Annotated in this window: 21 protein-coding genes and 4 pseudogenes; 8 read left to right on the forward strand and 17 right to left on the reverse strand. The window is 37.1% G+C overall.

Annotated elements, in window-relative coordinates; translation table 11 throughout:
* Positions 1-152 precede the first annotated feature (152 nt).
* The 5 genes and pseudogenes from LZ575_RS03730 to LZ575_RS03750 form a co-directional block, all read right to left on the reverse strand.
* Complete coding sequence (locus tag LZ575_RS03730; protein WP_235328654.1) at positions 153-1,043, reverse strand: YihY/virulence factor BrkB family protein; 891 nt, start codon at positions 1,041-1,043, stop codon at positions 153-155.
* Positions 1,040-1,558 carry a DinB family protein gene (locus LZ575_RS03735; RefSeq protein WP_235328656.1) on the reverse strand — a complete coding sequence of 173 codons (519 nt, stop codon included), beginning with the start codon at positions 1,556-1,558 and terminating at the stop codon, positions 1,040-1,042. The genes LZ575_RS03730 and LZ575_RS03735 overlap by 4 nt, the downstream gene beginning before the upstream one ends.
* 103 nt (positions 1,559-1,661) lie before the next feature.
* Positions 1,662-2,142, reverse strand: a pseudogene (locus LZ575_RS03740) (Lrp/AsnC family transcriptional regulator).
* A 230-nt stretch (positions 2,143-2,372) separates the two neighbouring features.
* A complete protein-coding gene (locus LZ575_RS03745) occupies positions 2,373-3,068 on the reverse strand; it encodes a hypothetical protein (RefSeq protein WP_311196089.1) in 696 nt (231 codons plus the stop codon).
* The gene (locus tag LZ575_RS03750) at positions 3,062-3,379 is read right to left on the reverse strand and encodes a hypothetical protein (protein WP_235328658.1); all 318 of its coding nucleotides are present in this window, start codon (positions 3,377-3,379) and stop codon (positions 3,062-3,064) included. Before LZ575_RS03750 ends, LZ575_RS03745 begins: the two co-directional genes overlap by 7 nt.
* Positions 3,380-3,659: 280 nt before the next feature.
* On the opposite strand from LZ575_RS03750, the gene LZ575_RS03755 reads away from it, so the two are divergent.
* Positions 3,660-4,010 (forward strand): helix-turn-helix transcriptional regulator, encoded by a 351-nt coding sequence (locus LZ575_RS03755; RefSeq protein WP_235328660.1) that lies wholly within the window; start codon positions 3,660-3,662, stop codon positions 4,008-4,010.
* A 155-nt stretch (positions 4,011-4,165) separates the two neighbouring features.
* Positions 4,166-4,543, forward strand: coding sequence for a DNA topoisomerase IV (locus tag LZ575_RS03760; RefSeq protein ID WP_235328662.1), 378 nt, complete (start codon positions 4,166-4,168; stop codon positions 4,541-4,543).
* Here LZ575_RS03760 and mscL read toward each other — a convergent pair.
* From mscL to ychF, 5 genes and pseudogenes are all read right to left on the reverse strand, one after another.
* Positions 4,540-4,993 (reverse strand): annotated as a pseudogene (gene mscL, locus LZ575_RS03765) (large-conductance mechanosensitive channel protein MscL). The gene LZ575_RS03760 and the pseudogene mscL overlap by 4 nt on opposite strands.
* A pseudogene (locus tag LZ575_RS03770) lies at positions 4,993-7,631 on the reverse strand (DNA gyrase/topoisomerase IV subunit A). The pseudogenes mscL and LZ575_RS03770 overlap by 1 nt, the downstream one beginning before the upstream one ends.
* On the reverse strand, positions 7,631-8,119 hold the full coding sequence (locus tag LZ575_RS03775) for a hypothetical protein (protein WP_235328669.1): 489 nt from the start codon (positions 8,117-8,119) through the stop codon (positions 7,631-7,633). Before LZ575_RS03775 ends, LZ575_RS03770 begins: the two are co-directional and overlap by 1 nt.
* A gap of 3 nt (positions 8,120-8,122) precedes the next feature.
* Positions 8,123-9,977: pseudogene (locus LZ575_RS03780) on the reverse strand (DNA topoisomerase IV subunit B).
* Between the two features lie 275 nt (positions 9,978-10,252).
* A complete protein-coding gene (gene ychF, locus LZ575_RS03785; protein WP_235330668.1) occupies positions 10,253-11,347 on the reverse strand; it encodes a redox-regulated ATPase YchF in 1,095 nt (364 codons plus the stop codon).
* A 212-nt stretch (positions 11,348-11,559) separates the two neighbouring features.
* Between ychF and LZ575_RS03790 the strand changes: the two genes are divergently transcribed.
* From LZ575_RS03790 to LZ575_RS03805, 4 genes are all read left to right on the forward strand, one after another.
* Positions 11,560-12,096: a hypothetical protein gene (locus LZ575_RS03790; RefSeq protein ID WP_235328685.1), complete on the forward strand. Its 537-nt coding sequence runs from the start codon at positions 11,560-11,562 to the stop codon at positions 12,094-12,096.
* Positions 12,097-12,287: 191 nt separating this feature from the next.
* Positions 12,288-14,381, forward strand: coding sequence for a phosphate acetyltransferase (pta, locus tag LZ575_RS03795; RefSeq protein ID WP_235328717.1), 2,094 nt, complete (start codon positions 12,288-12,290; stop codon positions 14,379-14,381).
* A 149-nt stretch (positions 14,382-14,530) separates the two neighbouring features.
* Complete coding sequence (locus tag LZ575_RS03800) at positions 14,531-15,721, forward strand: acetate/propionate family kinase (RefSeq protein ID WP_235328730.1); 1,191 nt, start codon at positions 14,531-14,533, stop codon at positions 15,719-15,721.
* Positions 15,722-15,972: 251 nt separating this feature from the next.
* Positions 15,973-18,522 (forward strand): adenosylcobalamin-dependent ribonucleoside-diphosphate reductase, encoded by a 2,550-nt coding sequence (locus LZ575_RS03805; RefSeq protein WP_235328732.1) that lies wholly within the window; start codon positions 15,973-15,975, stop codon positions 18,520-18,522.
* Positions 18,523-18,653: 131 nt separating this feature from the next.
* Here the strand turns inward: LZ575_RS03805 and LZ575_RS03810 are convergent, their stop codons facing one another.
* From LZ575_RS03810 to LZ575_RS03820, 3 genes are all read right to left on the reverse strand, one after another.
* Positions 18,654-19,502 carry a hypothetical protein gene (locus LZ575_RS03810; RefSeq protein ID WP_235328753.1) on the reverse strand — a complete coding sequence of 283 codons (849 nt, stop codon included), beginning with the start codon at positions 19,500-19,502 and terminating at the stop codon, positions 18,654-18,656.
* 279 nt (positions 19,503-19,781) lie between these two features.
* Positions 19,782-20,510, reverse strand: coding sequence for a class I SAM-dependent methyltransferase (locus LZ575_RS03815; RefSeq protein ID WP_235328755.1), 729 nt, complete (start codon positions 20,508-20,510; stop codon positions 19,782-19,784).
* 19 nt (positions 20,511-20,529) lie between these two features.
* Complete coding sequence (locus LZ575_RS03820) at positions 20,530-20,961, reverse strand: hypothetical protein (protein WP_235328763.1); 432 nt, start codon at positions 20,959-20,961, stop codon at positions 20,530-20,532.
* Positions 20,962-21,084: 123 nt separating this feature from the next.
* On the opposite strand from LZ575_RS03820, the gene LZ575_RS03825 reads away from it, so the two are divergent.
* Both LZ575_RS03825 and LZ575_RS03830 read left to right on the forward strand, forming a co-directional pair.
* Entirely contained in the window at positions 21,085-22,035 is a 951-nt protein-coding gene (locus LZ575_RS03825; protein WP_235328771.1) for a carboxypeptidase-like regulatory domain-containing protein, read from the forward strand.
* A gap of 97 nt (positions 22,036-22,132) precedes the next feature.
* Positions 22,133-22,369 carry a hypothetical protein gene (locus LZ575_RS03830; protein ID WP_235328774.1) on the forward strand — a complete coding sequence of 79 codons (237 nt, stop codon included), beginning with the start codon at positions 22,133-22,135 and terminating at the stop codon, positions 22,367-22,369.
* 57 nt (positions 22,370-22,426) lie between these two features.
* On the opposite strand, the gene LZ575_RS22255 is transcribed toward LZ575_RS03830, so the two are convergent.
* From LZ575_RS22255 to LZ575_RS03845, 4 genes are read right to left on the reverse strand one after another with little or no spacing between them, the layout of a single operon-like run.
* Complete coding sequence (locus tag LZ575_RS22255; RefSeq protein ID WP_255702754.1) at positions 22,427-22,921, reverse strand: 4-alpha-glucanotransferase; 495 nt, start codon at positions 22,919-22,921, stop codon at positions 22,427-22,429.
* Positions 22,905-23,204 carry a 4-alpha-glucanotransferase gene (locus tag LZ575_RS22260; protein ID WP_255702756.1) on the reverse strand — a complete coding sequence of 100 codons (300 nt, stop codon included), beginning with the start codon at positions 23,202-23,204 and terminating at the stop codon, positions 22,905-22,907. Before LZ575_RS22260 ends, LZ575_RS22255 begins: the two co-directional genes overlap by 17 nt.
* Positions 23,143-23,376: a 4-alpha-glucanotransferase gene (locus tag LZ575_RS03840; RefSeq protein ID WP_235328781.1), complete on the reverse strand. Its 234-nt coding sequence runs from the start codon at positions 23,374-23,376 to the stop codon at positions 23,143-23,145. Before LZ575_RS03840 ends, LZ575_RS22260 begins: the two co-directional genes overlap by 62 nt.
* The gene (locus tag LZ575_RS03845) at positions 23,304-23,963 is read right to left on the reverse strand and encodes a 4-alpha-glucanotransferase (protein WP_235328790.1); all 660 of its coding nucleotides are present in this window, start codon (positions 23,961-23,963) and stop codon (positions 23,304-23,306) included. Before LZ575_RS03845 ends, LZ575_RS03840 begins: the two co-directional genes overlap by 73 nt.
* Positions 23,964-24,109 lie beyond the last annotated feature (146 nt).

Below are 24,109 nucleotides of genomic sequence, written 5' to 3' on the forward strand. Positions count from 1 at the left end.
CTATTAAAGTGATTATAAAATATGAAGAAGAGACGTTAAACCTTTATTAATCGGCTGAATCTGGTCTTTGTTTTTCAATATCGAGGCTGTTCTTAAGCCTTTTTAGGATCCTGTGGTCCTCGGCCAGTTTAACTTTTTTACTGTGTAACTTTTCAATTTCCTTGTAAATGGCTAAGCTGCCCAAATCTGTTTGGTCGAATAGATTCGTTCTTATATAAAGCATACTGTACAGTAAATTCTGCGCCGAAGAACAAAATAAGACAGGTATAATTTACCCATAGTAGTATTAAAATTATAGAAGATGCACCCCCGTAAACCGATCCGGGATTACTCTGCCCAAAGTAATAACTAATGAGAAACTCACCTATTAAAAACAAAACAGTAGTTAAAGAAGCACCCAATAATGTGATCTTCCATTTTATAACAACATCGGGAAGGAGCTTAAATATTGCACCAAACAAAAAAGTAATGAAAATGAATGATAAAATATAGTTTACAAAATCCAATCCTAAAGAAGTAAGAAGAGGAGCAGAAGAGGAAATATATTCTCCCAAAAATTTCACAGCGGTCGAAATTAGCAATGCCAGTAGCAAAAGAAAGCCAATGGCGAGTACCATACCAAAAGAAATCACCCTATCCATTATCATCCTGCCAAAATTCTCCTTTTTTGCAGCGACATTCCAGATATTATTCATTGCGATCTTAAGCCTAAAAAATACTCCTGTTGCACCAAAAAGTAAAATAGCCACCCCAAATATTACTGCCCAGGTTGAGTTATTATTGATCCAGGCACTGCTAATCATAGATTCTACAGCAGTCGCGGCATCATTACCTACAAACTCAGCTATTTGATCACTAATCCTTCCCTGTACAGCATCCCTTCCGAAGAAATAACCCGCTATAGTTACTACAATGATAAGAAGTGAAGGCAAAGAAAATATTGTGTAATACGCAATAATAGCACTTTCTGCCCATGGATCATTATTAACCCAACTCCCATAGGCCCTTCTTAGCAGTCGCCAAAATGTTTTTAACCGAATCATAAATTATAACTTGATCTAAAAAGGTTTAAATGATGCTTTTCATGACCAACAATTATAAATCCGGCTGCAGCTGTACTTAAAGGATAACCGTTGGAGGAACCTCTTAATCTTAGCATTTTTTCATTAAAGTTTTTAAAAAGTAAAATTCCGGAATTACGTACCACCTCAAATTCCTCTTTAAAATCTTCAGTTGTACGCTCCTCTATTAGTGAATTGGAAACGTAAGCGTCCTGGTCGTATCCCGGCAATTGGGATTGGTCTTTCCTGGCGATACACAATGCTCTATATTGAAAAATTCTTTCATTGTCCAACATATGCTGCAGCACCTGCCCTACTGTCCACTTTCCTTCCGCATAAGAATACTTAAGATCATTGTTGGTTAATTTGCTTATAAATTCCTTCATCTCTGCAGCCTGGGAACTTAAAAGATCCAGCAAATCATCCTGAGGCAGAAGACGTATGTATTTTTGATAGTATTCCGGATAATCTAATTTATCAAGTTGCGCAGGTGTCATAATTGTATTTTTAAAATGAGAATTAAAACATCCCATACCAAGGTATAAAAAACCCCTTCAAACACTTCAGCTTAAAGGGGTTTTAATATAAATTTAGGAGAAGTTACAGGTTCTTGAAAATAGAGTGCATTAAGCGTTTCTTATCATTCATACTTTCTTCCAAAGAGATCATAGTCTCTGTTCTATATACTCCCTCTATATCATCTAGCTGAAATATGATTTCTTTGGCGTGCTGGGTGTTACGCGCCCGTATTTTGCAGAAAACATTAAATTTGCTTAGTAGTGACATGTGCAACGGTTACGAATGGAATATCATTTATTCTTTCCAGAACAAATTTTGTTTGGGAAGTATTTTTAAGGAATATACCAACATACGCTATAAACGCATACCCCAATTTTTCATAATTAAGAACCAAAGATGATCCTAAGATTATTTGAGCTTCTTCCATTTTCTTCACTCTCACATGAACTGTCCCTGCCGATATATTTAATTTTTTAGCTATATCTGTAAAAGGGGTCCTGGTATTCTCAATTAACATGTCGAGAATCTGGTGATCGGTATCGTCTAATTTATATTTTGCCATAACTCTTAATCTTTTTTAATGAAACACAAAAATAATACAAATTCGATAAATATTTAGTAGCGTTTTTCAATAATTTGCATAATTTATAATTAAAACTTCACTTTTAAGAAGAAGTTTATGAACTATATCGTTTTCGGCTGGTGTTTCCTTATTCCAATTTTGAAGTTCGTTTTTATTGCCTTCAATTTCTTTATGGCCAAAAAATGATAAGGACTCGCCAATTTTCTCTATTACAGCTGAAACATTATCCTGCCCTCCTCTAAAATTTCTCTGAATTGAATGGCTACATCCACAATCTTATCTTCTATACTTACATTCCTTAGAATCAAGTCATAAAACAGCTTGTCATTTTCTGGTATCTTGAAATATTCTGTATATTCTATATCGTCCATTTCTCCTGTAGCAATAGACAAAAGTGCAGTGACAAGAGATATAAAGATCAATTCCCGGGTTTTTTCCCTTGGGTAATCCTCAGGATAATGTCCAGCCTCAAAAAGTACAGTAGGAACGTTTAAAGTTTGAAAAGAATCTCCCGTACAATTAATATTGTATGAATCATCATACCTTCCAACCTGTCGAGGAATAGTTTGCTGCAAAATATTATTCATTGCAGCAATTAACTTCATTGAAATGATCCGGGAAGGAGCTACTGTACATTCCTCATCTAAAGCCGGAGTTAAAAATGAAACCGTTGCAATTACCTTATCCTGGCCTGCACTAAAAATAGTTCGTTGATCATGAAGGTTAAAACAAAAATCTGGCTGGAATTCTGAAAAGATTTGATTTAAAATCTGACTTTCAATCTGGGATTTTTGGTGGGCGTCACGATTTAAATCAATTCCATTAGCGTTAATCCGGGTATATGCCCGCGCACCATCTGGATTAAGCATTGGAATAATAGTGATTGTAAAATGCTCTTCTATAATTTTAACCGCCGGATCATCAGGAAAGGAAGAAAAAAGTTTAGGAGATCAAAAACTGCTTTTGTGGTTGTGGATTCATTTCCGTGCATTTGAGACCAGGCAAGGATTTTTTTGGCCCCCTTACCAAATTCTACAATTTTAATAGAAGCTTCGAGGGTAGATTTACCAATCTCCCTAATTTTTAATGAAGACTTCAGCCTTTCAAGAATTGGTTCAATATGCTCAGCAGTGATATACCTGCCATACAATTTTCCTACTTTAATTTGGGAATATTTATTTGCTACGTCTGAGATGAATAATGAGGTCGTTTCCATAGTTTACAAAAGTAAATAAAGCAAATTTTACAATTGTAAACAAGGAAATTTAGGCTTATCGTTTACAGAAGTAAACAACATCCTTTAAATTTGACTTCTTAACTTTGGAAATAATCCTAAAGCAATATTATATAGCTCTATTTCATTAATATTTAGATCATTAGTATTACCTATCTTAAGTATTTGAATAAGCGCTTAAGATATGTTTACAAATGTATATCTGGTTTCATTATATTTATTATTACATTTGTAAACTACTAATAAGAGTAATTTATTTACAATGGTAAACAGTGAAAATTTCAGTTTAAGACTTCAAAAGATACTGGAGTATTACGATATTTCTGCTGCTACTTTTGCTGATGCAATCGACGTAGGACGCTCTTCTATATCGCATATACTTTCAGGAAGAAATAAACCCAGCCTGGACTTTGTCTTAAAAATTGTTCAGGCATATCCCGAAGTGGAATTATATTGGCTGCTTAATGGAAAAGGAAGTTTTCCATCCAAAGGAAATACTTCTGTGCCATCTGAAAAAGCTAATCAACCCACGCCTAACACTTCCACTTCTTCTGCTATACAGGAGAAGCTTAGTGATAGAAAAAGAAAATCACACTGGTTCTACAATAACTGAAAGATCGGGTAAGGGAAAAGCCATTCAAAAGATCGTTTTCTTCTATACTGATGGTAGTTTTGATGCCTTTGAAAATTGAATTTCCTGATTAAATAGCTTTATTTTGTAGAAAGTTATAAAAGCTTTGCCCCGAGACTAATCAGATTATTTAAATAATGAAGAATTACCCATACCTAATACTTCTTTTAATGCTTTTTACTGCCTGTTATTCTCCCGAAAGGGACTGTGATCGCTTCAAAACAGGAACCTTTCAGTTTGAATCTTATTTAAACGGAGAAATGATAACATCCACCTTTGTAAGGAATGATTCTATAGAAATAGATCATTTTAGAGGAAAAACCGACACTTCTTCGGTGCGGTGGATAAATAACTGCGAGTACATACTAAAAAATCTCAATCCTAAAAATCGTGCAGAGAGGCAGCCTATCCACATGAAAATCCTAACAACGAGTAAAGACTCATATACCTTTGAATACGGTCTTGTGGGTGAGAGCAATAAGAAAAAAGGAGAGGTAAAAAAACTACAGGATTAATTCTTGCTGTTCCCTCTCTTTAAAATCTCATTTTGTTCCTGCAATAGATCATTTAAATTGGAAAGTAACTGAATATCTTTGGGAGTTTCAACAGTTTTGTTTTTTGGATCTTCAGCTTTTCTTCTAAACCTAGTTCATTAGTCTTACTACAAGAAAAATTGTAAAACCTACTACCAGGAAATCGATCATTGCCTCGATAAGTACTCCATAGCCAATGGCCACTTCCTCTGCAGCAACAACTCCGGGAGCTTCAGCTACTCCTTCTTTAAGCACAATTTTACGATCTGCATAATTAATACCGTCGGTCATCATAGAAAGCGGAGGCATTACTACCTGCTTTACCAGGACATCAACTACACGGTTAAAAGCGGTACCTATAATAATACCTACCGCCATATCAATCATATTGCCTTTAATGGCAAATTCTTTAAACTCTTTAAGCAATCCCATTACTCATCAAATAATTTTGTCTGGCTCTCTGCAGGAGTTGATTTTCTAATTTCTCCTGCCAATATATCCTGCCCTTCAACCGTTTCCTCGTCCTTAACTTCCAGCTCTTCTGTTGGCAGCTCTTCGGGTTCGTAAAGAACTGGTTCTAAAAGATTAATCTGTTTTATTTTTTCTGTAGTCAACTGGTTTCCAAGAGCCTTAATTCCTTTTACTGAAATGAATTCTTCAAGGTTAATGACTTCGGAAGGTTTTGAATCTTTACCTCTAATTTTAGAGAAAACCAGCTCTGCCTGCGGAATGTAATCTGTAGAAACAATTTCTAAAAAGGACTTCTCATGCTCCCCAATAAATTTCTCCTCCCTGTCGGGATTTTCAATTAGAAATCTTTTTACGTAATATTTTTCCTTTTCAGCTTCATAATAAATTGCTGAAATTGGTTTTCTTGGAACCCATTTTTCCAGGACTATGATCTCATCATCAAAGCGTGTGGTTAGCTCCGGCTTAATAGTTTTGGCAACACCGTCCTGGGTAATGATCAAAAGACGATCTTCTCCCCGAAATTCTCCCAGAAGTTCTCCTCTTTCATCTACATTAAGTCGTTTTACACTGTCGTCAAACCAAATTCGACGAGGCTTTAATGTAGATACTCCTTCTTCCTTTAATTCTATTTTTTTGACTGCGTATTTGGTAACAATATTTCCTTTTACGTTTCTGCCTTTGATCATCATATCAGCAAAGTCTACTTCGAATCGCAGCTTTTTAATACTTCCTACCTGCCTCAGGTAAACTGTAATAACTTCAGCTTCTCCATTGGGGTTAGCTGAAAAATAAAGAACTTTTGAATCTTTTTTTCCCTGTGTTACCTCGTACTCCCTGTCTCTGGTAACAGAAGTAACAGCAAAACGCTTGATGTATGAAGAACCATTTTTCCCATCCCTGTAAACCAGGTTATAAATTGTTCTTTTATCTTTTTTCTTGAAGACAGCAACGTGAATAATATCTTTTCCCACAAAGGTCTTGGCATCAACCTTTGTTACCATCATATTACCATCTCCTGTAAAGACAATTATATCGTCAATATCTGAACAATCAGTGACAAATTCATCCTTTTTAAGAGAGGTCCCAATGAACCCTTCTTTTCGGTTTACATATAATTTGGTGTTGCGCATGGCAACCTTGGAAGCCTCAATATCATCAAACAGCCGGAGATCTGTCTTACGTTCTTTTCCTGCCCCGTATTCTTTTTTTAAACGCTCAAAATAAGCAATTGCATAATCGGTAAGGTGATCCAGGTGATGCTTTACCTGGGCGATTTCCCCTTCCAGGGCATCAATCTTTTGCTGGGCCTTGTCAATGTCAAATTTAGAGATCCTTTTAATCCTTATTTCCGTAAGCCTAACGATATCTTCCTCTGTAATTGCACGTTTCAAATGCGAAATATGAGGTTTTAATCCCTCATCTATAGCTCTTATTACTCCTTCCCAGGTCTCTTCTTCTTCAATGTCACGGTAGATCCTGTTCTCTATAAAAATTCGCTCCAGGGAAGCAAAATGCCACTGCTCTTCAAATTCGTCCAGCTTAATCTCCAAATCCTGTTTTAGCAGACTCAGAGTATGATCTGTTGATCTTCTTAATATTTCACTTACTCCCAGGAAAACAGGTTTGTTATCTATAATGACACAACCCAAAGGAGAAATGGCATTTTCACAAGTTGTGAAAGCATATAATGCATCTATAGTTTTGTCCGGAGAAATGTTTGGCGGAAGGTAGATTAGAATCTCAACATTTTCTGCTGTGTTATCTTCTATCTTCTTGATCTTGATCTTCCCCTTATCATTTGCTTTAAGTATAGATTCAATAAGAGTGGTAGTGGTTGTGCCGTAAGGAATTTCAGTTATGGCGAGAGTGGTCTTGTCATATTGTGAAATTTTCGCCCGAATTCTTACGCGGCCACCACGCTTACCGTCGTTATAATCTGTGATATCAGCTTCTCCGGCAGTGGGAAAATCGGGAAAAAGTTTAAAGCTCTTCCCCTTGAGGTGTTTTATAGAAGCGTCTATTAATTCAATAAAATTATGAGGCAGGATCCTGGTGCTTAAACCAACTGCTATCCCTTCTGCTCCCTGTGCAAGCAAAAGCGGAAATCTAACCGGAAGATTAACTAGCTCTTTTTTACGGCCGTCATAGGATAATTGCCATTCAGTTAATTTGGGATTAAAAAGAACCTCTAAAGCAAATTTGGATAAACGCGCCTCGATATAACGAGGTGCAGCTGCCCGGTCACCTGTGAGAATATTACCCCAGTTTCCCTGAGCATCTATCAAAAGATCTTTTTGACCAATCTGTACCATGGCATCTCCAATACTCGCATCTCCGTGAGGATGATACTGCATGGTATGGCCAACTATATTAGCTACTTTATTATACCGCCCATCATCCAGGTCTTTCATGGAATGCATAATGCGGCGATGAACTAGTTTAAAACCATCCTCAACAGCTAGGTACCGCTCGTTCTAAAATTACATAGGAAGCATAATCAAGGAACCAATCCTTATACATGCTTAGTAACACGTATAAGTTGCTCTTTTTGTTGATCATCCCCGCCTTCGGGTATAATTTCAGGATTATCGATGTCCATTAAGTAAGTGCTTTATTTTTTTCCAATACTTTTCTCAGGGATTCTATCATGCCTCTTTTTTTCTTCTTTCCCAGGAAAGTAATATTGAACCTGTAAGTTCGCGGGCCCTTTTTTCGACGACTGCGAATAAATATTTTCAAGCTGCTCCAGATGCCATAATCGCTGACTTCAAAATTAATCAATTTTGACTTCGGAAATTCGGCTCTTTTCACCCTGTACTCCATAAATTTTGAAAAGAAAACGCCATTGTTCTTAAAATTGAGGGTTTCTCCATCGCTATCAAATTCAAACAACTGGCCTATTCTGTGAAAATAAATTCCGAACAGAAGCAATAGGATATTCGGAAGAAAATGACTGAAGGTCATGTTGTTCTCATCATCTGAAGCCATAATTTCTATATTCACAAAAATATTTGTGACAAAAGCAGCAACTATTAAGATGTAAACCGAAGGTACTATCTTCGTTTCAGTAGTATTTTTAAATCTCATAGGCTACTCTGCGATAAGATCAAGTTCAACTTTTAGATTGTCTATAATAAACTCCTGCCTGTCCGGAGTGTTTTTTCCCATATAAAAACTTAATAATTCTTCTATAGACATATCCTTATCCAGCATTACGGGATCAAGACGAATATCCTCACCAATAAAATGTTTAAACTCATCTGGTGAAATTTCACCCAACCCCTTAAATCTCGTAATTTCCACTTTCCCATTTAATTTATTAACCGCCAATTGACGTTCCATCTCACTGTAGCAATAAATCGTTTCTTTTTTATTTCTAACCCTAAACAGTGGAGTTTGCAGGATATATAAATGGTTTTCTTTAATGATCTCCGGGAAAAATTGTAAAAAGAAGGTTATAAGAAGTAAACGTATATGCATTCCATCCACATCGGCATCTGTAGCAATAACAATGTTGTTATACCTTAGGTCTTCTATAGATTCTTCAATATTAAGCGCCGCCTGAAGAAGATTAAATTCTTCATTTTCATAAACGATCTTTTTAGTAAGCCCATAAGAATTCAAAGGTTTTCCTTTTAGACTGAAAACCGCCTGAGTATTAACATCTCTGGACTTCGTAATTGAACCACTTGCTGAATCTCCCTCGGTAATAAAAAGCGTAGTTTCCAGGTACCTTTCTTTTTTACTGTCGCCAAGGTGAATACGGCAGTCCCTTAGTTTTTTATTGTGGACACTAGCTTTTTTAGCACGATCTTTTGCCAGCTTTCGAATCCCTGAAAGTTCTTTTCTTTCCCGTTCTGCCTGAAGGATCTTACGCTGTAGTTTATCTGCAGTCTCAGGATTTTTATGGAGATAATTATCCAATTGAGTTTTTACAAAGTCATTAATATAGGTTCTCACAGTAGGAAGCTTCCCTCCCATATCTGTAGATCCCAGCTTTGTCTTTGTCTGACTTTCAAAAACCTAGCTCCATTACTTTAATACTAATTGCTGCAACCACAGATTTTCTTACATCTGAGGCTTCGTAGTTTTTTCCGTAGTATTCTCTAATGGTTTTTACAAGAGCTTCTCTAAAAGCAACTAAATGTGTCCCTCCCTGTGAAGTATTTTGCCCGTTAACAAAGGAGTGGTATTCTTCAGAATATTGAGATTTGCTGTGAGTAAGAGCCACTTCAATATCGTCTCCCCTTAAGTGGATAATCTTATATAACTGATCATCTTCTTTGATGCTGTCACCAAGAAGATCTTTTAGACCATTTTCAGAATAATACTTTTCTCCATTAAAGATTATCGTTAACCCGGGATTGAGGTAAACGTAATTCTTAAGCATCTTTTCAATGTACTCGTCACGATACTTAAAGTTTTTAAAGATGGAATCATCCGGAATAAAAGTAACCTTTGTGCCACGACGTCTTGAAGTCTCTTCAAGCTCCTCCTCGTTTACCAAATTTCCTTTTTCAAATTCGGCAGTACGGGACCTCCCATCACGTGTGGATTCAACCTTAAAGCTGGAGGACAGAGCGTTCACTGCTTTTGTTCCAACTCCGTTTAATCCAACAGATTTTTTAAAGGCTCGGGAATCATACTTACCTCCGGTATTCATTTTGGAAACAACATCCACCACTTTTCCCAGCGGTATCCCTCTACCATAGTCCCTCACAATTACCCGCTGATTTTGAACTGAGATCTCAATAGTTTTTCCAGAGCCCATTACAAACTCGTCGATACTGTTGTCTATGACCTCTTTTAGTAAGATGTAGATCCCGTCATCGGCAGTAGAACCGTCCCCAAGTTTTCCTATATACATACCGGGACGCATACGAATATGCTCTTTCCAGTCCAGCGACCGGATATTATCCTCTGTATATTTTGTGTCTTGACTCATAACTAGTAGGTGCGGTTGAGTCGCTAATATAAGGTTTCCCTTAAAAAGTTAAAATAGGGGCCACTTAAAGTAATTAACAAAGGGTTAAGAGAAAATGTTAGTAAGAAGTGGTGAGTAGTGAGTAAATAATGACTCCCGTTAAAATTTATTTTAAGTAACAATAACTCTAAATACCCTTCGACAGGCTCATTGGGACTTTGTAGTCAGTCTGAGCTTTTGAAGCCCCTCCCTCTGTTTCAACAACCTTATCTCAATACTAAAATCTCAATACTAACCTACACGTTGAACCTAAAGTGCATTACATCCCCGTCCTTCACTATGTACTCCTTCCCTTCAACTTTCATTTTTCCGGCTTCTTTTACTTTAGCTTCGCTTCCGTAAGAGGCGAAATCTTCATAAGCAATAACTTCAGCACGAATAAAGCCTTTCTCGAAGTCAGTATGGATAACACCCGCTGCCTGAGGCGCGCTGGCTCCTACGGGAATGGTCCAGGCTCTTACTTCCTTAACCCCTGCTGTGAAATATGTTTGTAAATTTAAAAGTCGATATGCAGAGCGGATAAGTTTTGCTGATCCCGGTTCGTCCAGTCCTATATCCTGAAGAAACATCTGTCGTTCTTCATAATCATCCAGTTCAGTAATATCAGCTTCAGTTCCTACAGCAAGTACTAAAACTTCCGCATTTTCGTCCTTTACAGCTTCTTTTACCTGATCAACTAAAGCATTCCCTGTAGTAGCCGATCCTTCATCCACGTTACACACATACATTACGGGTTTATCTGTAATCAATTGTAAATTGGTGATAAATTCTTCTCTTTCAGATTCTTCCAGATCTATTGCCCGAACAGATTTTCCGGCTTCCAGCCCTTGCTTTACTTTAAGAAGAGCAGCCTCTTCCTTTTGAGCATCTTTATTTCCTGTTCTGGAAGCTCTTTTTACCTTTTCCAGCTTCTTATCAACCGTTTCAAGATCCTTGAGCTGTAATTCCATGTCAATAGTTTCTTTATCCCTTACCGGGTTAACGGAACCATCAACGTGAACAATGTTATCATTTTCAAAGCAACGCAGGACGTGCAGAATAGCATCAGTCTCTCTAATATTCCCAAGAAATTGATTGCCCAAACCTTCTCCTTTGCTTGCTCCTTTAACGAGCCCTGCAATATCCACTATTTCAACAGTTGCAGGTTGCACCCGCTCCGGGTTTACCAGTGACTCCAGCTTTTCCAATCTTGAATCGGGCACATTTACCACTCCTATATTTGGTTCTATTGTACAAAATGGAAAATTTGCACTTTGCGCTTTGGCGTTGGATAAACAGTTAAAAAGAGTCGATTTTCCTACGTTTGGTAGTCCTACTATTCCTGCTTTCATATTGAATTGATGCTTTGTTTTTGCGGCTGCAAAGATAGGTTTTAATGTTGAGATTGTGAAGTTTATCAACAAGCCTAAAATGATCATATCAACTTTCTTTATTCATCTTCAAAGAAGATAAAATCAAAGCTTTAGGAAAATTGTAACGAAGCTTTATTAAGACTTAACAGCAATGCGTTTTATCTTTATAAGAACAATAATATCAGGCAATTATGAGAAAGACATTAATTTTATTGTGCATTCTGTTCTCAGGATTCACTTTTGGACAAAACAATGAAAGAACCTCAAAAGACAAAGATAATAGTAGCCAAAATTCAGAAATAGGATACGAACGCCCCTCCTATTACAATATCCAGGAATCTTCAGATTATACATTTAATGATGAAAAATTCAGGTTTACTCCCGATGAGAAGGGGATAAATATTTTCAGGATTGAGAACAACAAAGAAATTCCCATTGGCAAATTGCGCAGAACCACCTCAGATGGATTTTATATTATGACCACTACCGCAGATCCTGATATTTCCTTCGGAAGATTTGATCAACAGGGAAATTTTAGAACCTATAAATATGACCGGGCGGCTGACAGAGTAACTGAAGAAGATTATTATAATGTAAATCCACGTGACATTCGCGGTGACAACAGAAGTGAAAGAGCACGGGAAAGAAGTAACAATGATAAGAACCAGCGAAACAAGAACAACCCCACTCAAAAATCTAACAGTAACAACAGTTCAAATAACAATTAGCTAAATACCGTTTTTAAACTCGGGGCGCACACTAAAAAGTGTGCGTTTTTTTTAACTATTTATAACAGCCAGCTATTGGAAGTTGAAATTGATGATCTTCATCAGTTTTAGCCACATTTAATACTATTTTACAGATAAGCCGGGGCTGAGATTTTTTTATAACTGTAAATTTGCATCAGAATCTAAAAATTATGAATAAAGGAGTTTATATTGCCACCCTTGAGTCGCACAGCGGCAAATCTCTCATCTCATTGGGATTAATGCGCACCCTGCTTGGAAAGACAACCAAAGTAGGTTATTTCCGTCCTATTATTGATGATCCTGAAGAAGGAAAAAAAGATAATCACATAGATACCGTTTTAAGTTATTTTGATGTAGATCTATCTTACCATGATGCATACGCTTTCACAAGAAGCCAAATTATTCAAAAGAGAAACGGAGGAAATTCCGGTGAAATAATTGATACCATCATCAGGAAATATAAAAAGCTGGAAGAGGAATTTGATATTGTTCTCGTAGAAGGAAGTGATTTTTCAGGAGAAGGCAGCGTTTTTGAATTTGATGTAAATGTTTTAATTGCCAAGAATTTAGGGATCCCCACCATTATTATAGCTAGTGGCCGTGAAAAAAGCCGTGAAATTCTAATGGGAAATCTCCAAATGGCCTACCATGCATTTACTAATAAGGATGTAAGAGTGATGGCAGTGGTAAGTAACAGAATTGAAGCTGTGCAACTGGAAGAAACCCTGGATGCTATGCGTGATTTTTTGCCTGATAGTGTCGGCGTCTTTGCAATTCCTTCTATAGACACTTTATCCAATCCCACTTTAAAGGAAATAATTAAAGCACTTAATGGAAAGGTTTTATTCGGGCATGAGTTTTTAGATAACCAAACCGGGAATTTTAATGTGGGAGCGATGCAGTTACGCAATTACCTTCTTCACCTAAAAAATGAAAGTTTAGTTATTACTCCCGGAGATCGGGCTGATATAATTTTAGGCGCTTTACAGGCAAATATTTCCTCAAATTATCCGCGGATTTCGGGCATTATTTTAACTTATGGATTAACTCCTGAAGATTCTATTTTAAAGCTTATTGAAGGACTTTCTCAGGTTGTACCAATTATTTCGGTGGAAGATGGTACTTTCAACGTTGCCAACAAAGTAGGCGCTATAAAATCAAATATATATGCAGATAGTCTTCAGAAGATCGAAACCTCTATCAGCACATTTGAAAGGTATGTTTCTTTTGATACTCTTGCTGAAAAATTAATAAGTTTTGAACCAAAAGGAATTACTCCCAGGATGTTCCAGTACAGCCTTATTAAACGGGCACAACAGGTAAAAAAACACATCGTCCTCCCTGAAGGTACCGATGACAGAATATTGACAGCCGCAGCCCGCCTTATAGCTATGGATCTTGTTGATATTACTCTTTTGGGAGATGAAGAGGTGATCAAGAACAAAATCATGAAGCTGGCTTTAAATCTGGACCTCAAAAAGGTTAAAATCATCAATCCATCAACTTCCCTACACTTTGAAGATTATGCCCTCACCTATTATGAGTTGAGAAAACATAAGAATGTCAATTTGGACATGGCTAAGGACAGGATGAGCGATGTCTCCTATTTTGGAACGATGATGATCTATAAGGGCCATGCAGACGGAATGGTTTCCGGTGCAGCTCATACTACCCAACACACTATTATTCCTGCTTTACAATTTATTAAGACCAAACCGGGAGTATCTGTGGTATCTTCAGTATTCTTTATGTGTCTTGAAGACAGGGTATCGGTTTTTGGAGATTGCGCCATCAATCCAAATCCCACGGCCGAAGAGCTGGCGGAAATCACGATTTCTTCAGCAGAAAGCAGCCAGGCTTTTGGTATAGAACCTAAAATTGCTATGCTGTCGTATTCTTCAGGAACATCCGGAAAAGGTGAAGATGTGGACCGGGTGCGGCAGGCAACTGAAATTGCTAAAAGGTTGAGACCAGATCTTAAAATAGAAGGTCCAATTCAATATGATGCTGCGGTTGATTTAAGTGTGGGTAAAAGCAAATTGCCCGATTCTGAAGTTGCTTACCAGGCAAGTGTTCTAATCTTTCCTGATCTTAATACCGGGAACAACACTTATAAGGCTGTTCAGCGGGAAACAGGAGCTTTGGCAATAGGCCCGATGCTACAGGGACTTAATAAGCCCGTTAATGACCTAAGCCGCGGTTGTACTGTAGATGATGTATTTAATACTGTAATCCTTACCGCTATTCAGGCACAGGGAATTTAATTTTTATTGTAAAGTGTATGTGCTATAATATATATTAAATTGAAATCAGTGCTTTTCTGGAAACAGATAAGACCTATCAAAAAGATATTTTTTCACAATACATATCTCAATTCTCACATCTCACATCTCATATCTCATATCTAACAAAAATGCAGAATATTTTAATTATTAATTCCGGAAGTTCCTCTCTTAAATTTCAACTTATTGAAATGCCTTCGGAAAAAGTTCTTGCTTCGGGACTTGTTGAAAGAATTGGGCAGGAAATTTCGAAGCTCCACTATTCTTCTTTGGCTTATTCAACTTCTGAAGAATTATCTATCCCGGATCATTCCGAAGCCTTAAAAAGAATTACAGATTTTTTACTTCACCCAGATCGGGGAGTAATAAGAGAAGCTTCAGAAATTCCTGCAATAAGCCACCGTGTGGTCCATGGTGGCGCTGCTTTTTCAGAAACATTAATTATTGACGAAAAGGTAAAATCAAAAATTAAAAACCTCTTTTCGCTGGCTCCACTGCACAATCCGCCAAATCTTAAGGGAATTGAGGTGGCCGAGGAGATTTTTCCGCAGGCAAAACAAATTGCTGTATTTGACACTGCCTTTCATAGGAGTATTCCCGCCAAAGCAAACCACTATGCCATCCCCCTCTCCTTCCTTGAAGAGAACCACATTCAGGTATACGGTTTTCATGGGACCAGCCACAAGTATGTTTCAGAAAAAGCAATTGAGAAGCTTCAAAAGAAAGATTCAAAAATTATTACAGTGCATCTTGGGAATGGCTGCAGTATCACTGCTGTACAAGATGGCAAAAGCGTAGATCATTCCCTGGGTTTTGGCCCTGTTAACGGACTCATTATGGGTACCCGGAGTGGAGATATAGACCAGTCTGTAATATTCTATTTAATTGAAAAAATGGGTTACACTGCTAAAGAGGTGAGCGATCTTTTACATCATAAAAGCGGCATGTTAGGCCTTACAGGATTTAGTGATCTTCGCGATATAGAAGCTGAAGCGGAAAAAGGGAACCACCGCTGTCAACTGGCGCTGGAAATGAACGCTTACCGTATCAAAAAGTACATAGGATCTTATACAGCCGCAATGAATGGCCTGGATGCTATAGTTTTCACGGCAGGAATTGGAGAAAATAGCAGCAAATTACGTTCTATGATCTGTTCAAACATGGATTTCCTTGGAATTTCCATTGATGAAGAGAAAAATAAAGTAAGATCTAAAGAGATTAGAAACATCAATAATAACACCTCCAAAGTACGGGTCTTTGTAATTCCTACAAACGAGGAACTGGAGATCGCAAAACAAAGTTATTCACTAATTTTTGGATAGCTTTTTCCTCTTTTATTTTTATTCTTTTCAACCCGCTCTATTACTGACTTTTAAGCCTGGGGAGCGGGTTCATTATTTACACTTTTTGTCAACATTTTTTTGTTCATAAAACTTTAACTACCTGAAAAACAATGTTTTGACTAATAAAAGTTGTAAACTTTTTAAATGTTAAGGTTTTTACAACTGTATATTTTTCTACCTTTATAATCTCGAAGAAACAGTTCTAAAAACACAATTCACAACTAAAAAATATGAAGATAGAAGCAAAACAAGCCCCTGTAAAAACTTATTCCCAGGAGGAAGCTTTTGAAGCCTCCAGGAACTATTTTCAAGGCGATGAATTAGCCGCAAGAGTATGGATCAATAAATATGCTCTTAAAGATTCTGATGGAAATTTATACGAAAGTAACCCTCAGGAAATGCACATTCGCATTGCTAAGGAAATTTCGCGTATTGAGCAAAAATATCCTAACCCCATGAGTGAGGAAGAAGTTCTGGGATTACTCGAGAATTTCAAATATATAGTACCTCAGGGGAGCCCAATGGCAGGGATTGGTAATAAATACCAGATCGCTTCTCTATCTAATTGTTTTGTAATTGGGAACAACGGTGATAACGATTCTTACGGGAGTATCATGAAAATTGACCAGGAGCAGGTCCAATTAATGAAGAGACGTGGTGGTGTTGGTCACGACCTTTCTCACATTCGCCCAAAAGGTTCTCCTGTTAAAAACTCTGCCCTCACCTCTACTGGTCTTGTTCCTTTTATGGAAAGATTTTCTAACTCAACCCGGGAAGTTGCACAAGACGGTCGTCGCGGAGCTTTAATGCTTTCAGTTTCTATAAACCATCCTGATGCTGAAGATTTTATAGATGCAAAAATGCAACAGGGAAAAGTAACAGGTGCCAATGTATCTGTAAGGATAGATGATGCTTTTATGAAATCGGTTAAGCACAATACGCCTTACGTTCAAAAGTTCCCCATCCACAGTGACTCTCCTAAATATACCAAAGAAGTAGAAGCCCAAAAGATTTGGAATAAAATCGTCCACAACGCGTGGAAATCGGCAGAACCGGGAATCCTTTTTTGGGATACCATTACAAGAGAATCTGTACCGGATTCTTATGCAGATTTAGGATATAAAACAGTTTCTACAAATCCATGTGGTGAAATTCCGCTTTGCCCCTACGATTCCTGTAGATTACTTGCTATTAACCTGCTTTCTTATGTAGATAAACCATTTACAGAAGAAGCTTCCTTTGATTTTAAGCTTTTCAAAAAGCATGTAGGTGCTGCACAAAGAATAATGGATGACATTATTGATCTTGAATTAGAAAAAATTGATGACATTCTTGGTAAAATAGATGCAGATCCTGAAAACGAAGAAATAAAGAGAGTTGAAAAAAACCTGTGGCTGGAAATTCGTAAAAAAGCTTACGAAGGAAGAAGAACAGGAATAGGTATTACTGCAGAAGGTGATATGCTTGCCGCTCTTGGAATCTCCTACGGAAGCGAAAAAGGAATAGATTTTTCTGTTGAAGTTCACAAGACACTGGCTATTGAGGCTTACAGAGCTTCAGTATATTGTGCTAAAGAAAGAGGTGCTTTTAGTGTATACGATTCAGAAAGAGAGAAAAACAATCCATTCATTCAGCGTTTAAAAGAGGCAGATGAAAAGTTGTATTTCGAAATGATGGAGTACGGCCGAAGGAATATTGCTTTGCTTACCATTGCACCTACCAGTACTACCAGTCTTATGACCCAGACATCATCAGGAATTGAACCTGTTTTCCTGCCTGTCTATAAGAGAAGAAGAAAAGTAAATCCTAATGATAAAGAAGCAAGAGTCGACTTTGTAGACGAAACAGGGGATTCCTGGGAGGAATATGTTGTGTTTCACCACAGGTTTAAAGAATGGATGCAAATAAAAGGTTACGATACTACAAAAAACTATACGCAAAAGGAGCTTGATAAGCTGGTGAAAAAATCTCCATATTACAAAGCGACTTCCAACGATATTGACTGGGTTAGCAAGGTGACTATGCAGGGAGCTGTACAAAAGTGGGTTGACCACTCAATAAGTGTAACTGTAAACCTTCCAAACGAAGCTACCGAGGAACTTGTAGGCGAGCTCTATCTTAAGGCCTGGGAAGTAGGCTGTAAAGGAGTAACTGTTTATCGTGACGGTTCCCGTTCCGGAGTACTTATTTCCAACGAAGAAAAGAAAGAGGAAGCAAAGACTTCTTCAATTTTTCCTACCAAACGTCCGCAGACTTTAGAAGCAGATGTTGTCAGGTTCCAAAACAACAAAGAGAAATGGATTGCTTTTATAGGAATTATTGATGACAAACCCTATGAAATATTCACGGGACTTTCTGATGACGAAGACGGAATATTAATTCCGCGTTGGGTGAACAAAGGATTGATCATTAAGAATAAAGATGATGAAGGAAATAGCCGCTATGACTTCTGTTACGAGAATCAGCGTGGGTATAAAACTACCATTGAAGGGCTCTCCCACAAATTTGATCCTGAATTCTGGAACTACGCTAAACTTATTTCCAGTACTCTAAGACATGGTATGCCAATTGAAAAAGCTGTAGACCTTATTAACAGCTTACAATTGGATAATGAGTCTATCAACACCTGGAAAAATGGAGTTGCCCGTGCCCTAAAGAGATATGTTGCAGATGGCACCGCAGCAAAAGGCCAAAAATGTTCTAATTGTAATTCCACAAACTTAATCTACCAGGAAGGCTGTCTTACCTGCCCTGATTGTGGATCCTCTAAATGCGGATAAGCTAGATGTGAGATATTCATATTGAGAACTGACATTTTCTTTAAAAAAAGGAGTCCGGTATAACCCGAACTCCTTTTTTTAATTGTAATTTCTCGTCTCAATACTCACTTCTCAATACTCAATACTCACTACTATTCAACAATATACATCTCGTTACTGGCCTTAATGTAATCCTGCGGATTAAAAGTTGATTCAAAACTATTGCGAACAAGGTCTAGTTTTAAATCAAGCTGCGCTACCCTATCCTTCAAGTTTTCGTCATTTTTATATTTATTGATAAGGGTTTTATACTTATCTAAATTTTCCATTATTCTGAAAGTAAGCGTACCGAATCTGATTTTTAAATTTTGGACAGCTACCATTTCATTATAATAATCCTGCTTCCAGTTTTCGGGGTTTTTGGCCTTTTCTTCTGCTATCTTATTTTCAGCAATTTTTGAAATTTTCAGAATATATTCCGTTCTTTTCTTCGCATCAGTTTCATCTGTAAAGTTTCGTTTAAAATCTGCACGGTTAATACCCAGGATTTCCACAATATTTTTTTCCATCGCCTGGTCCTGTAGCTCCTTCAGCTCATCTAGACTTTTTGTTATTGCTTTCCACTCAGTTTCAATGAGATCTTTATCGTGGGTAAATTGTGAGACTGCAGTTGTAAGCTTAAACATCTTTAAACTTTTTTCCTTTAGTTCCTTATCTCTGCGACCAAGAGAATTAATAAAGCCACCTATCCCATCAAATAAACTTCCGGCGAACATTCCGGTGAAGGGTGTTCCTTCAGCAAGATTTCCGGTCACATCAAGAATGTGACTCAAAGCAGCAAGCCTCGCTTCGTCTTTCTTGTTTTCTTCTATATACTTTTCAAATTCTTTAAACCAGGCAGCATATCCTTCATACGTCATTGGATTACTCACCCTGTCTAATGTGGTATAAAATTCACGGGAACTGTTAAAGAGGTTAAGGGGTTTAATTTCCCGCTCCATGGAAGCAAGATTTAAAACGGCCGAACTGTAATTGTCGATTGAGCTCGGTTAAAACTAGATCTGTAACAGAACGATTTTCTTCAGAAATTTGCCCAATGGTGGTTAGGGGCATCAGAAAAAACAACAATAAAATTCCAAAAATTGATTTATTCATAGTAGATGGTTTGGTTTGGCTGATTTATTACGGATTAGGACGCATCATATTTTATGCCGATTTTTGAGAAACTTTGAAGTAGAGAACAATTTTGTTACACAACAGGAAGGAAATTAATAAAAAATTTATTTCCTTCCCACCCGTACCAAAAGAGGAAATACTACTTCTCCCCCCTCACCATAAGAATTTTTAAGTTTTTTGGTAATTAATTCCACAGGATCCTTTCCATTCTTTTCCTGAAAATGTTTTACTGCAGACCAGGTTCGTAAATAACCAACGAGATGTTCATAGGTCCAATGCAATTTAATTTCGAAATCAGGAACTATAATTTCTTCGAAAGGAAAAGGAATTGTTTCATATTTCTCATCCAGGTATTTCCTTTCCCAATCCCAATAAGGACCTATAATTTCCTTGTAAAAATGATCTATTACTTTGTTGGTCTCCTTATTACTCCTTACCAGCCCATATCCTATTAATGCTAAAATTCCCTGAGATTTTAAAACTCTATTTACTTCCGCATAGAACTTTTCGAAATTAAACCAGTGCACCGCCTGCCCTACTGTGATGAGATCAAAAAATTCATTGGGAAAACTAGTTTCTTCTGCAGCCTGTATGGAGTAATTTATGTTATTGCCTGGATGTGCATGTTTAATTTGTTCTTTACTAATATCTGTAGCTTCTACTGTAGTAAAATGTTTTGAAAGTTTTGTAGCCAATTGACCATTTCCGGTAGCACAATCCCATGCTTTTTCTTTTTCTGACACCATATTTGTAATATAGGAGATCAGCTTCAAAGGATATTGTGGCCGATATCGCGCATATTTATCAGATTCAGAGGAAAAATTATCTTTCATTATTTTATTTTATAATCTTTTACCTTCTATGCCATCTTCGGGTGAACCACCAAACCGCCGCATGAAGAAAAGCTGTCAGCAGTGCTGCTATAGCAAAGTTTTCGAGTGCCGTAAATACTCCTAAAGTATAATTATCTTCAAAAGTTGACGGCAATTCAAAGAAATTCACCATTGCCTGAACAAAATAACCGAAAAAGCTGAAAGTCAGCAGAAGAAAAGCGTAGGTAAGAATAAAAAAGAAGTTGTTTTCTGTTGTCCATTTATAATAAACAGCTATTATCATAAAAACTATCCAGCTTAACCAGATACTTATTTGATAGAATAGAATGGAGCGTTCTACTCTGTTTACAACCTGTCCTAATTCCAGAGACTGCATAACTAAATATGCCTGAATAGATGGGTATAATAACAAAAAGAAAAATATTCCTGCTAAAAGATACTTCTTCTTCATATTCTCATTATTAAGACTTCTTACTTAAGTTCCGGTTTTGCAGATAAAATATTTATTATATAAGATCATAACAAGTAACTAAAATTCAGTACCTTAGGAAGAGTAATTCTTTATCTCAAAGAAATGAAAACTAAAATTATAAAATTAATTGTTTCCTCAATTCTCTGGATTTTACCGGGAGTTTTGATCTGTTCTTTTCCGGCTTTACAGGCTCAGGAAATTATTCAGGACCAATTTAATGAATTTAAAGGGGAAGTGCGAGACAGCAGAAATGGAGATCCTATAGTTTCCGCATTTCTGGCTGTAAACGGAACTAATATCTCCACGGTAACCAATGCCGATGGAGAATTCTTGCTGAAAATTCCTGTTTCCTTAACAACGGGAACTGTTACTATTTCCAATATGGGATATCAAAGTAAAACCCTGCCGTTAGATAATTTTAGAAAAAACAATACTTCTATTGAACTCGACGAAACTATAGAGGAGCTCTCAACAGTAAATATTTTTAAAGCAGAAAATGCGCATGAGTTAGTTAGAGATATGCTTTTAAAAACAGGAGATAATTATTTTAGCGATCCTACTCTTATGACTGCTTTTTACAGGGAAACAATAAGTAACAGATGGAGAAATGTCTCTCTTTCAGAAGCAGTTTTAAAAATTCACAAGAAGCCTTATACGTCCATTGGAAGAGATGATATCTCTTTGGTAAAAGCAAGAAAAAGTGCTGATTATAAGCGACTGGATACCGTTGCTCTTAAACTGCGAGGGGGGCCTTTTAATAACCTCTATAGTGATGTTATGAAATATCCTGAATACCTTTTTAAACCTCAGGAACTGGATGATTATACCTTTAGTTTCTCTGAACCTACAAGGATCAACAATCGCTATCTCTACGTTGTGGATTTTGAGCAAAAAGACAAAAGTTATCCCTGGTTTTTCGGTAAACTTTTTATAGATGCAGAAACCACTTCTCTTGTAAAAGCAGTTTATGAAATAAATGTTGATAATCGTAAGATCGCCAGTGACATGTTTGTGAGGAAAAAACCAGCTAAGTGCCAGGGTATATCCAGTTAGTGTCCAATACGAAGTTGATTACCGGGAAAGCGGTGGCAAATGGTATTATGGCTATGCAAATGCAAATCTCGAATTTGTTATAAACTGGAAACGAAAATTGTTTAACACCAAATATTTCGTTAGCAGTGAAATGGCGATTACCGACTGGGAAAAACGAGCAGATGAAATTGCCAGAAGAGATGCAAATTTCCTAAGTCAAACAGTTGTTATGGCTGATGATGTCTCAGGATTTTCAGATGTTGGGTTTTGGGGAGAAAATAATATTATAGAACCCGATAAGTCCATTGAAAATGCTATTGAAAAGATTCAAAGACAGATAAAGAACAATAATTGAACTTTAGATTTAAGGTAGGGTTAAGTGTTTAAGAAGATTCGTCATCTTTTTATACACTTAACCTTTACTATTTTCTATCTGATCTTTTTTCTTTTCTGAAAAATAGCGGCCGTACAATTTATTTTGAGACTTCAATTTTTTCACACGGTCTACTGGCAGTTGTCCCGGCTTTAACCTCCAGCTCCAGTTACCTTTTGTACTACCCGGGATATTCATTAAACCCTTCTTTCCCAATCCCAAAATATCCTGCATAGGTACCACAGCAATTTTGGCTACCGATTGTAAAGCTAATTTATGCATAACCTCATGTGCATTGGCTTTAGTAATATCATGCCCGGTATACTTTCTTAAATGTTTTTTAGCCGCTTTGTCAGCACCTTTAAACCATCCTTTTGTAGTATTGTTATCGTGAGTGCCTGTATAAACTATACTGTGCGGTTTGTGATTGAAAGGCAAATAGGGATTTTCTCGTTTTTCTTCACCGAAGGCGAATTGCAAAACATTCATTCCGGGAAAATTAAATTTTTCCAATAGCTTATAAACTAAGCTCATCCAGCTGTCCAAGATCTTCAGCAATTAAAGGCATATCCGGAAATTCTTTTTTTACTATTCTGAAAAAATCTGTTCCGGGTGTTCTTACCCATTTTCCGTTTATTGCGGTGTCCTCACCTGCAGGCACTTCCCAATAAGCTGCAAATGCGCGGAAATGGTCTAAACGAACCAGATCGAAAAGCAATAAATTCTGCCTGACCCTCTCTACCCACCATTTAAATTTATCTTCTTTCAGCTGCTTCCAGTCGTATACTAGGTGTTCCCCATAACTGTCCTGTTTCACTGAAATAATCCGGAGGCACACCTGATACTTTTTCAGGTTGTTTCTCTTCATCAAGCTTGAAGAATTCAGAATATGACCAGCAGTCGGCACTGTCGTGATTTATATAAAAAGGTATATCTCCAAATAATTTAATTTTCTTCTTACTGAAGCATAATTTTTTAATTTCTCCCACTGCGTGAAGAACATAAACTGGATAAACTTAGTTTTCTTAATATTCTCACTCAATTCCTCCTTAGCTTCTTTAATGGCACAAGCTTCTTTATCTCTTAATCCCTCCGGCCACTTCGTCCAGGCGCATTTATGTTTCTCGTGTAAAGCTTTGTAGAGACTATAATCATCCAGCCAAAACTTGTGGTTCTTTAAAAATGAATTATAATCGGTAGATTTGGTATTCCTGAAATTTTGAAAAGCTTCCTCCAGAACTTTCTCTCTGAATTTTTCCGCAGCCTTAAAATTTACTTTTTCCGGAGTTTTATCCTTGGAAAATTTAAGTTTCTTCAAATTTACCAGCCCCTCCTCCTCGAGCAATTGCGGACTTATAAGTAATTTATTCCCTGCAAAAGCTGAATCACTGCTGTAGGGAGAATAACTATAAGCTTTATCGGTGGGATTTAATGGCAGCAATTGCCAGTAAGTATGGCCTGAGGCTTCCAAAAAATCCACGAATTCATAAGCATCAGGACCAAGATCGCCGATGCCGTACGGTGAAGGCAAAGAAGTTATATGTAATAGTACGCCACTGCTTCTTTCTAATTCCATTATTTACTTTTATTTCTAAATAGTGCTACAGGAAACTGTTCTATGTGCTCCTTCACCTGTAAAAAATCGCCCGATTCTGATTTTGTTTCCGTAAAAATATTTGTCCAATTGGTGGGAAAATCTTCGGGTAATATAACCTGAAGATC

Origin of the sequence: Antarcticibacterium sp. 1MA-6-2, from assembly GCF_021535135.1 — a bacterium.
In the GTDB taxonomy this organism is placed as follows: domain Bacteria; phylum Bacteroidota; class Bacteroidia; order Flavobacteriales; family Flavobacteriaceae; genus Gillisia.

Bases quoted from the DNA above. Each gene is read 5' to 3' on its own strand.
- LZ575_RS03845 (WP_235328790.1), bottom strand. From the start codon at position 23,963: ATGGAATTAGAAAGAAGCAGTGGCGTACTATTACATATAACTTCTTTG.
- LZ575_RS03735 (WP_235328656.1), bottom strand. From the start codon at position 1,558: ATGACACCTGCGCAACTTGATAAATTAGATTATCCGGAATACTATCAA.
- LZ575_RS03805 (WP_235328732.1), top strand. From the start codon at position 15,973: ATGAAGATAGAAGCAAAACAAGCCCCTGTAAAAACTTATTCCCAGGAG.
- LZ575_RS03760 (WP_235328662.1), top strand. From the start codon at position 4,166: ATGAAGAATTACCCATACCTAATACTTCTTTTAATGCTTTTTACTGCC.
- LZ575_RS03790 (WP_235328685.1), top strand. From the start codon at position 11,560: ATGAGAAAGACATTAATTTTATTGTGCATTCTGTTCTCAGGATTCACT.
- LZ575_RS03750 (WP_235328658.1), bottom strand. From the start codon at position 3,379: ATGGAAACGACCTCATTATTCATCTCAGACGTAGCAAATAAATATTCC.
- LZ575_RS03825 (WP_235328771.1), top strand. From the start codon at position 21,085: ATGAAAACTAAAATTATAAAATTAATTGTTTCCTCAATTCTCTGGATT.
- LZ575_RS03810 (WP_235328753.1), bottom strand. From the start codon at position 19,502: ATGGAGCGGGAAATTAAACCCCTTAACCTCTTTAACAGTTCCCGTGAA.
- LZ575_RS03755 (WP_235328660.1), top strand. From the start codon at position 3,660: ATGGTAAACAGTGAAAATTTCAGTTTAAGACTTCAAAAGATACTGGAG.
- ychF (WP_235330668.1), bottom strand. From the start codon at position 11,347: ATGAAAGCAGGAATAGTAGGACTACCAAACGTAGGAAAATCGACTCTT.
- LZ575_RS03800 (WP_235328730.1), top strand. From the start codon at position 14,531: ATGCAGAATATTTTAATTATTAATTCCGGAAGTTCCTCTCTTAAATTT.
- LZ575_RS22255 (WP_255702754.1), bottom strand. From the start codon at position 22,921: ATGAGCTTAGTTTATAAGCTATTGGAAAAATTTAATTTTCCCGGAATG.
- LZ575_RS03820 (WP_235328763.1), bottom strand. From the start codon at position 20,961: ATGAAGAAGAAGTATCTTTTAGCAGGAATATTTTTCTTTTTGTTATTA.
- pta (WP_235328717.1), top strand. From the start codon at position 12,288: ATGAATAAAGGAGTTTATATTGCCACCCTTGAGTCGCACAGCGGCAAA.
- LZ575_RS03815 (WP_235328755.1), bottom strand. From the start codon at position 20,510: ATGAAAGATAATTTTTCCTCTGAATCTGATAAATATGCGCGATATCGG.
- LZ575_RS03775 (WP_235328669.1), bottom strand. From the start codon at position 8,119: ATGAGATTTAAAAATACTACTGAAACGAAGATAGTACCTTCGGTTTAC.
- LZ575_RS03730 (WP_235328654.1), bottom strand. From the start codon at position 1,043: ATGATTCGGTTAAAAACATTTTGGCGACTGCTAAGAAGGGCCTATGGG.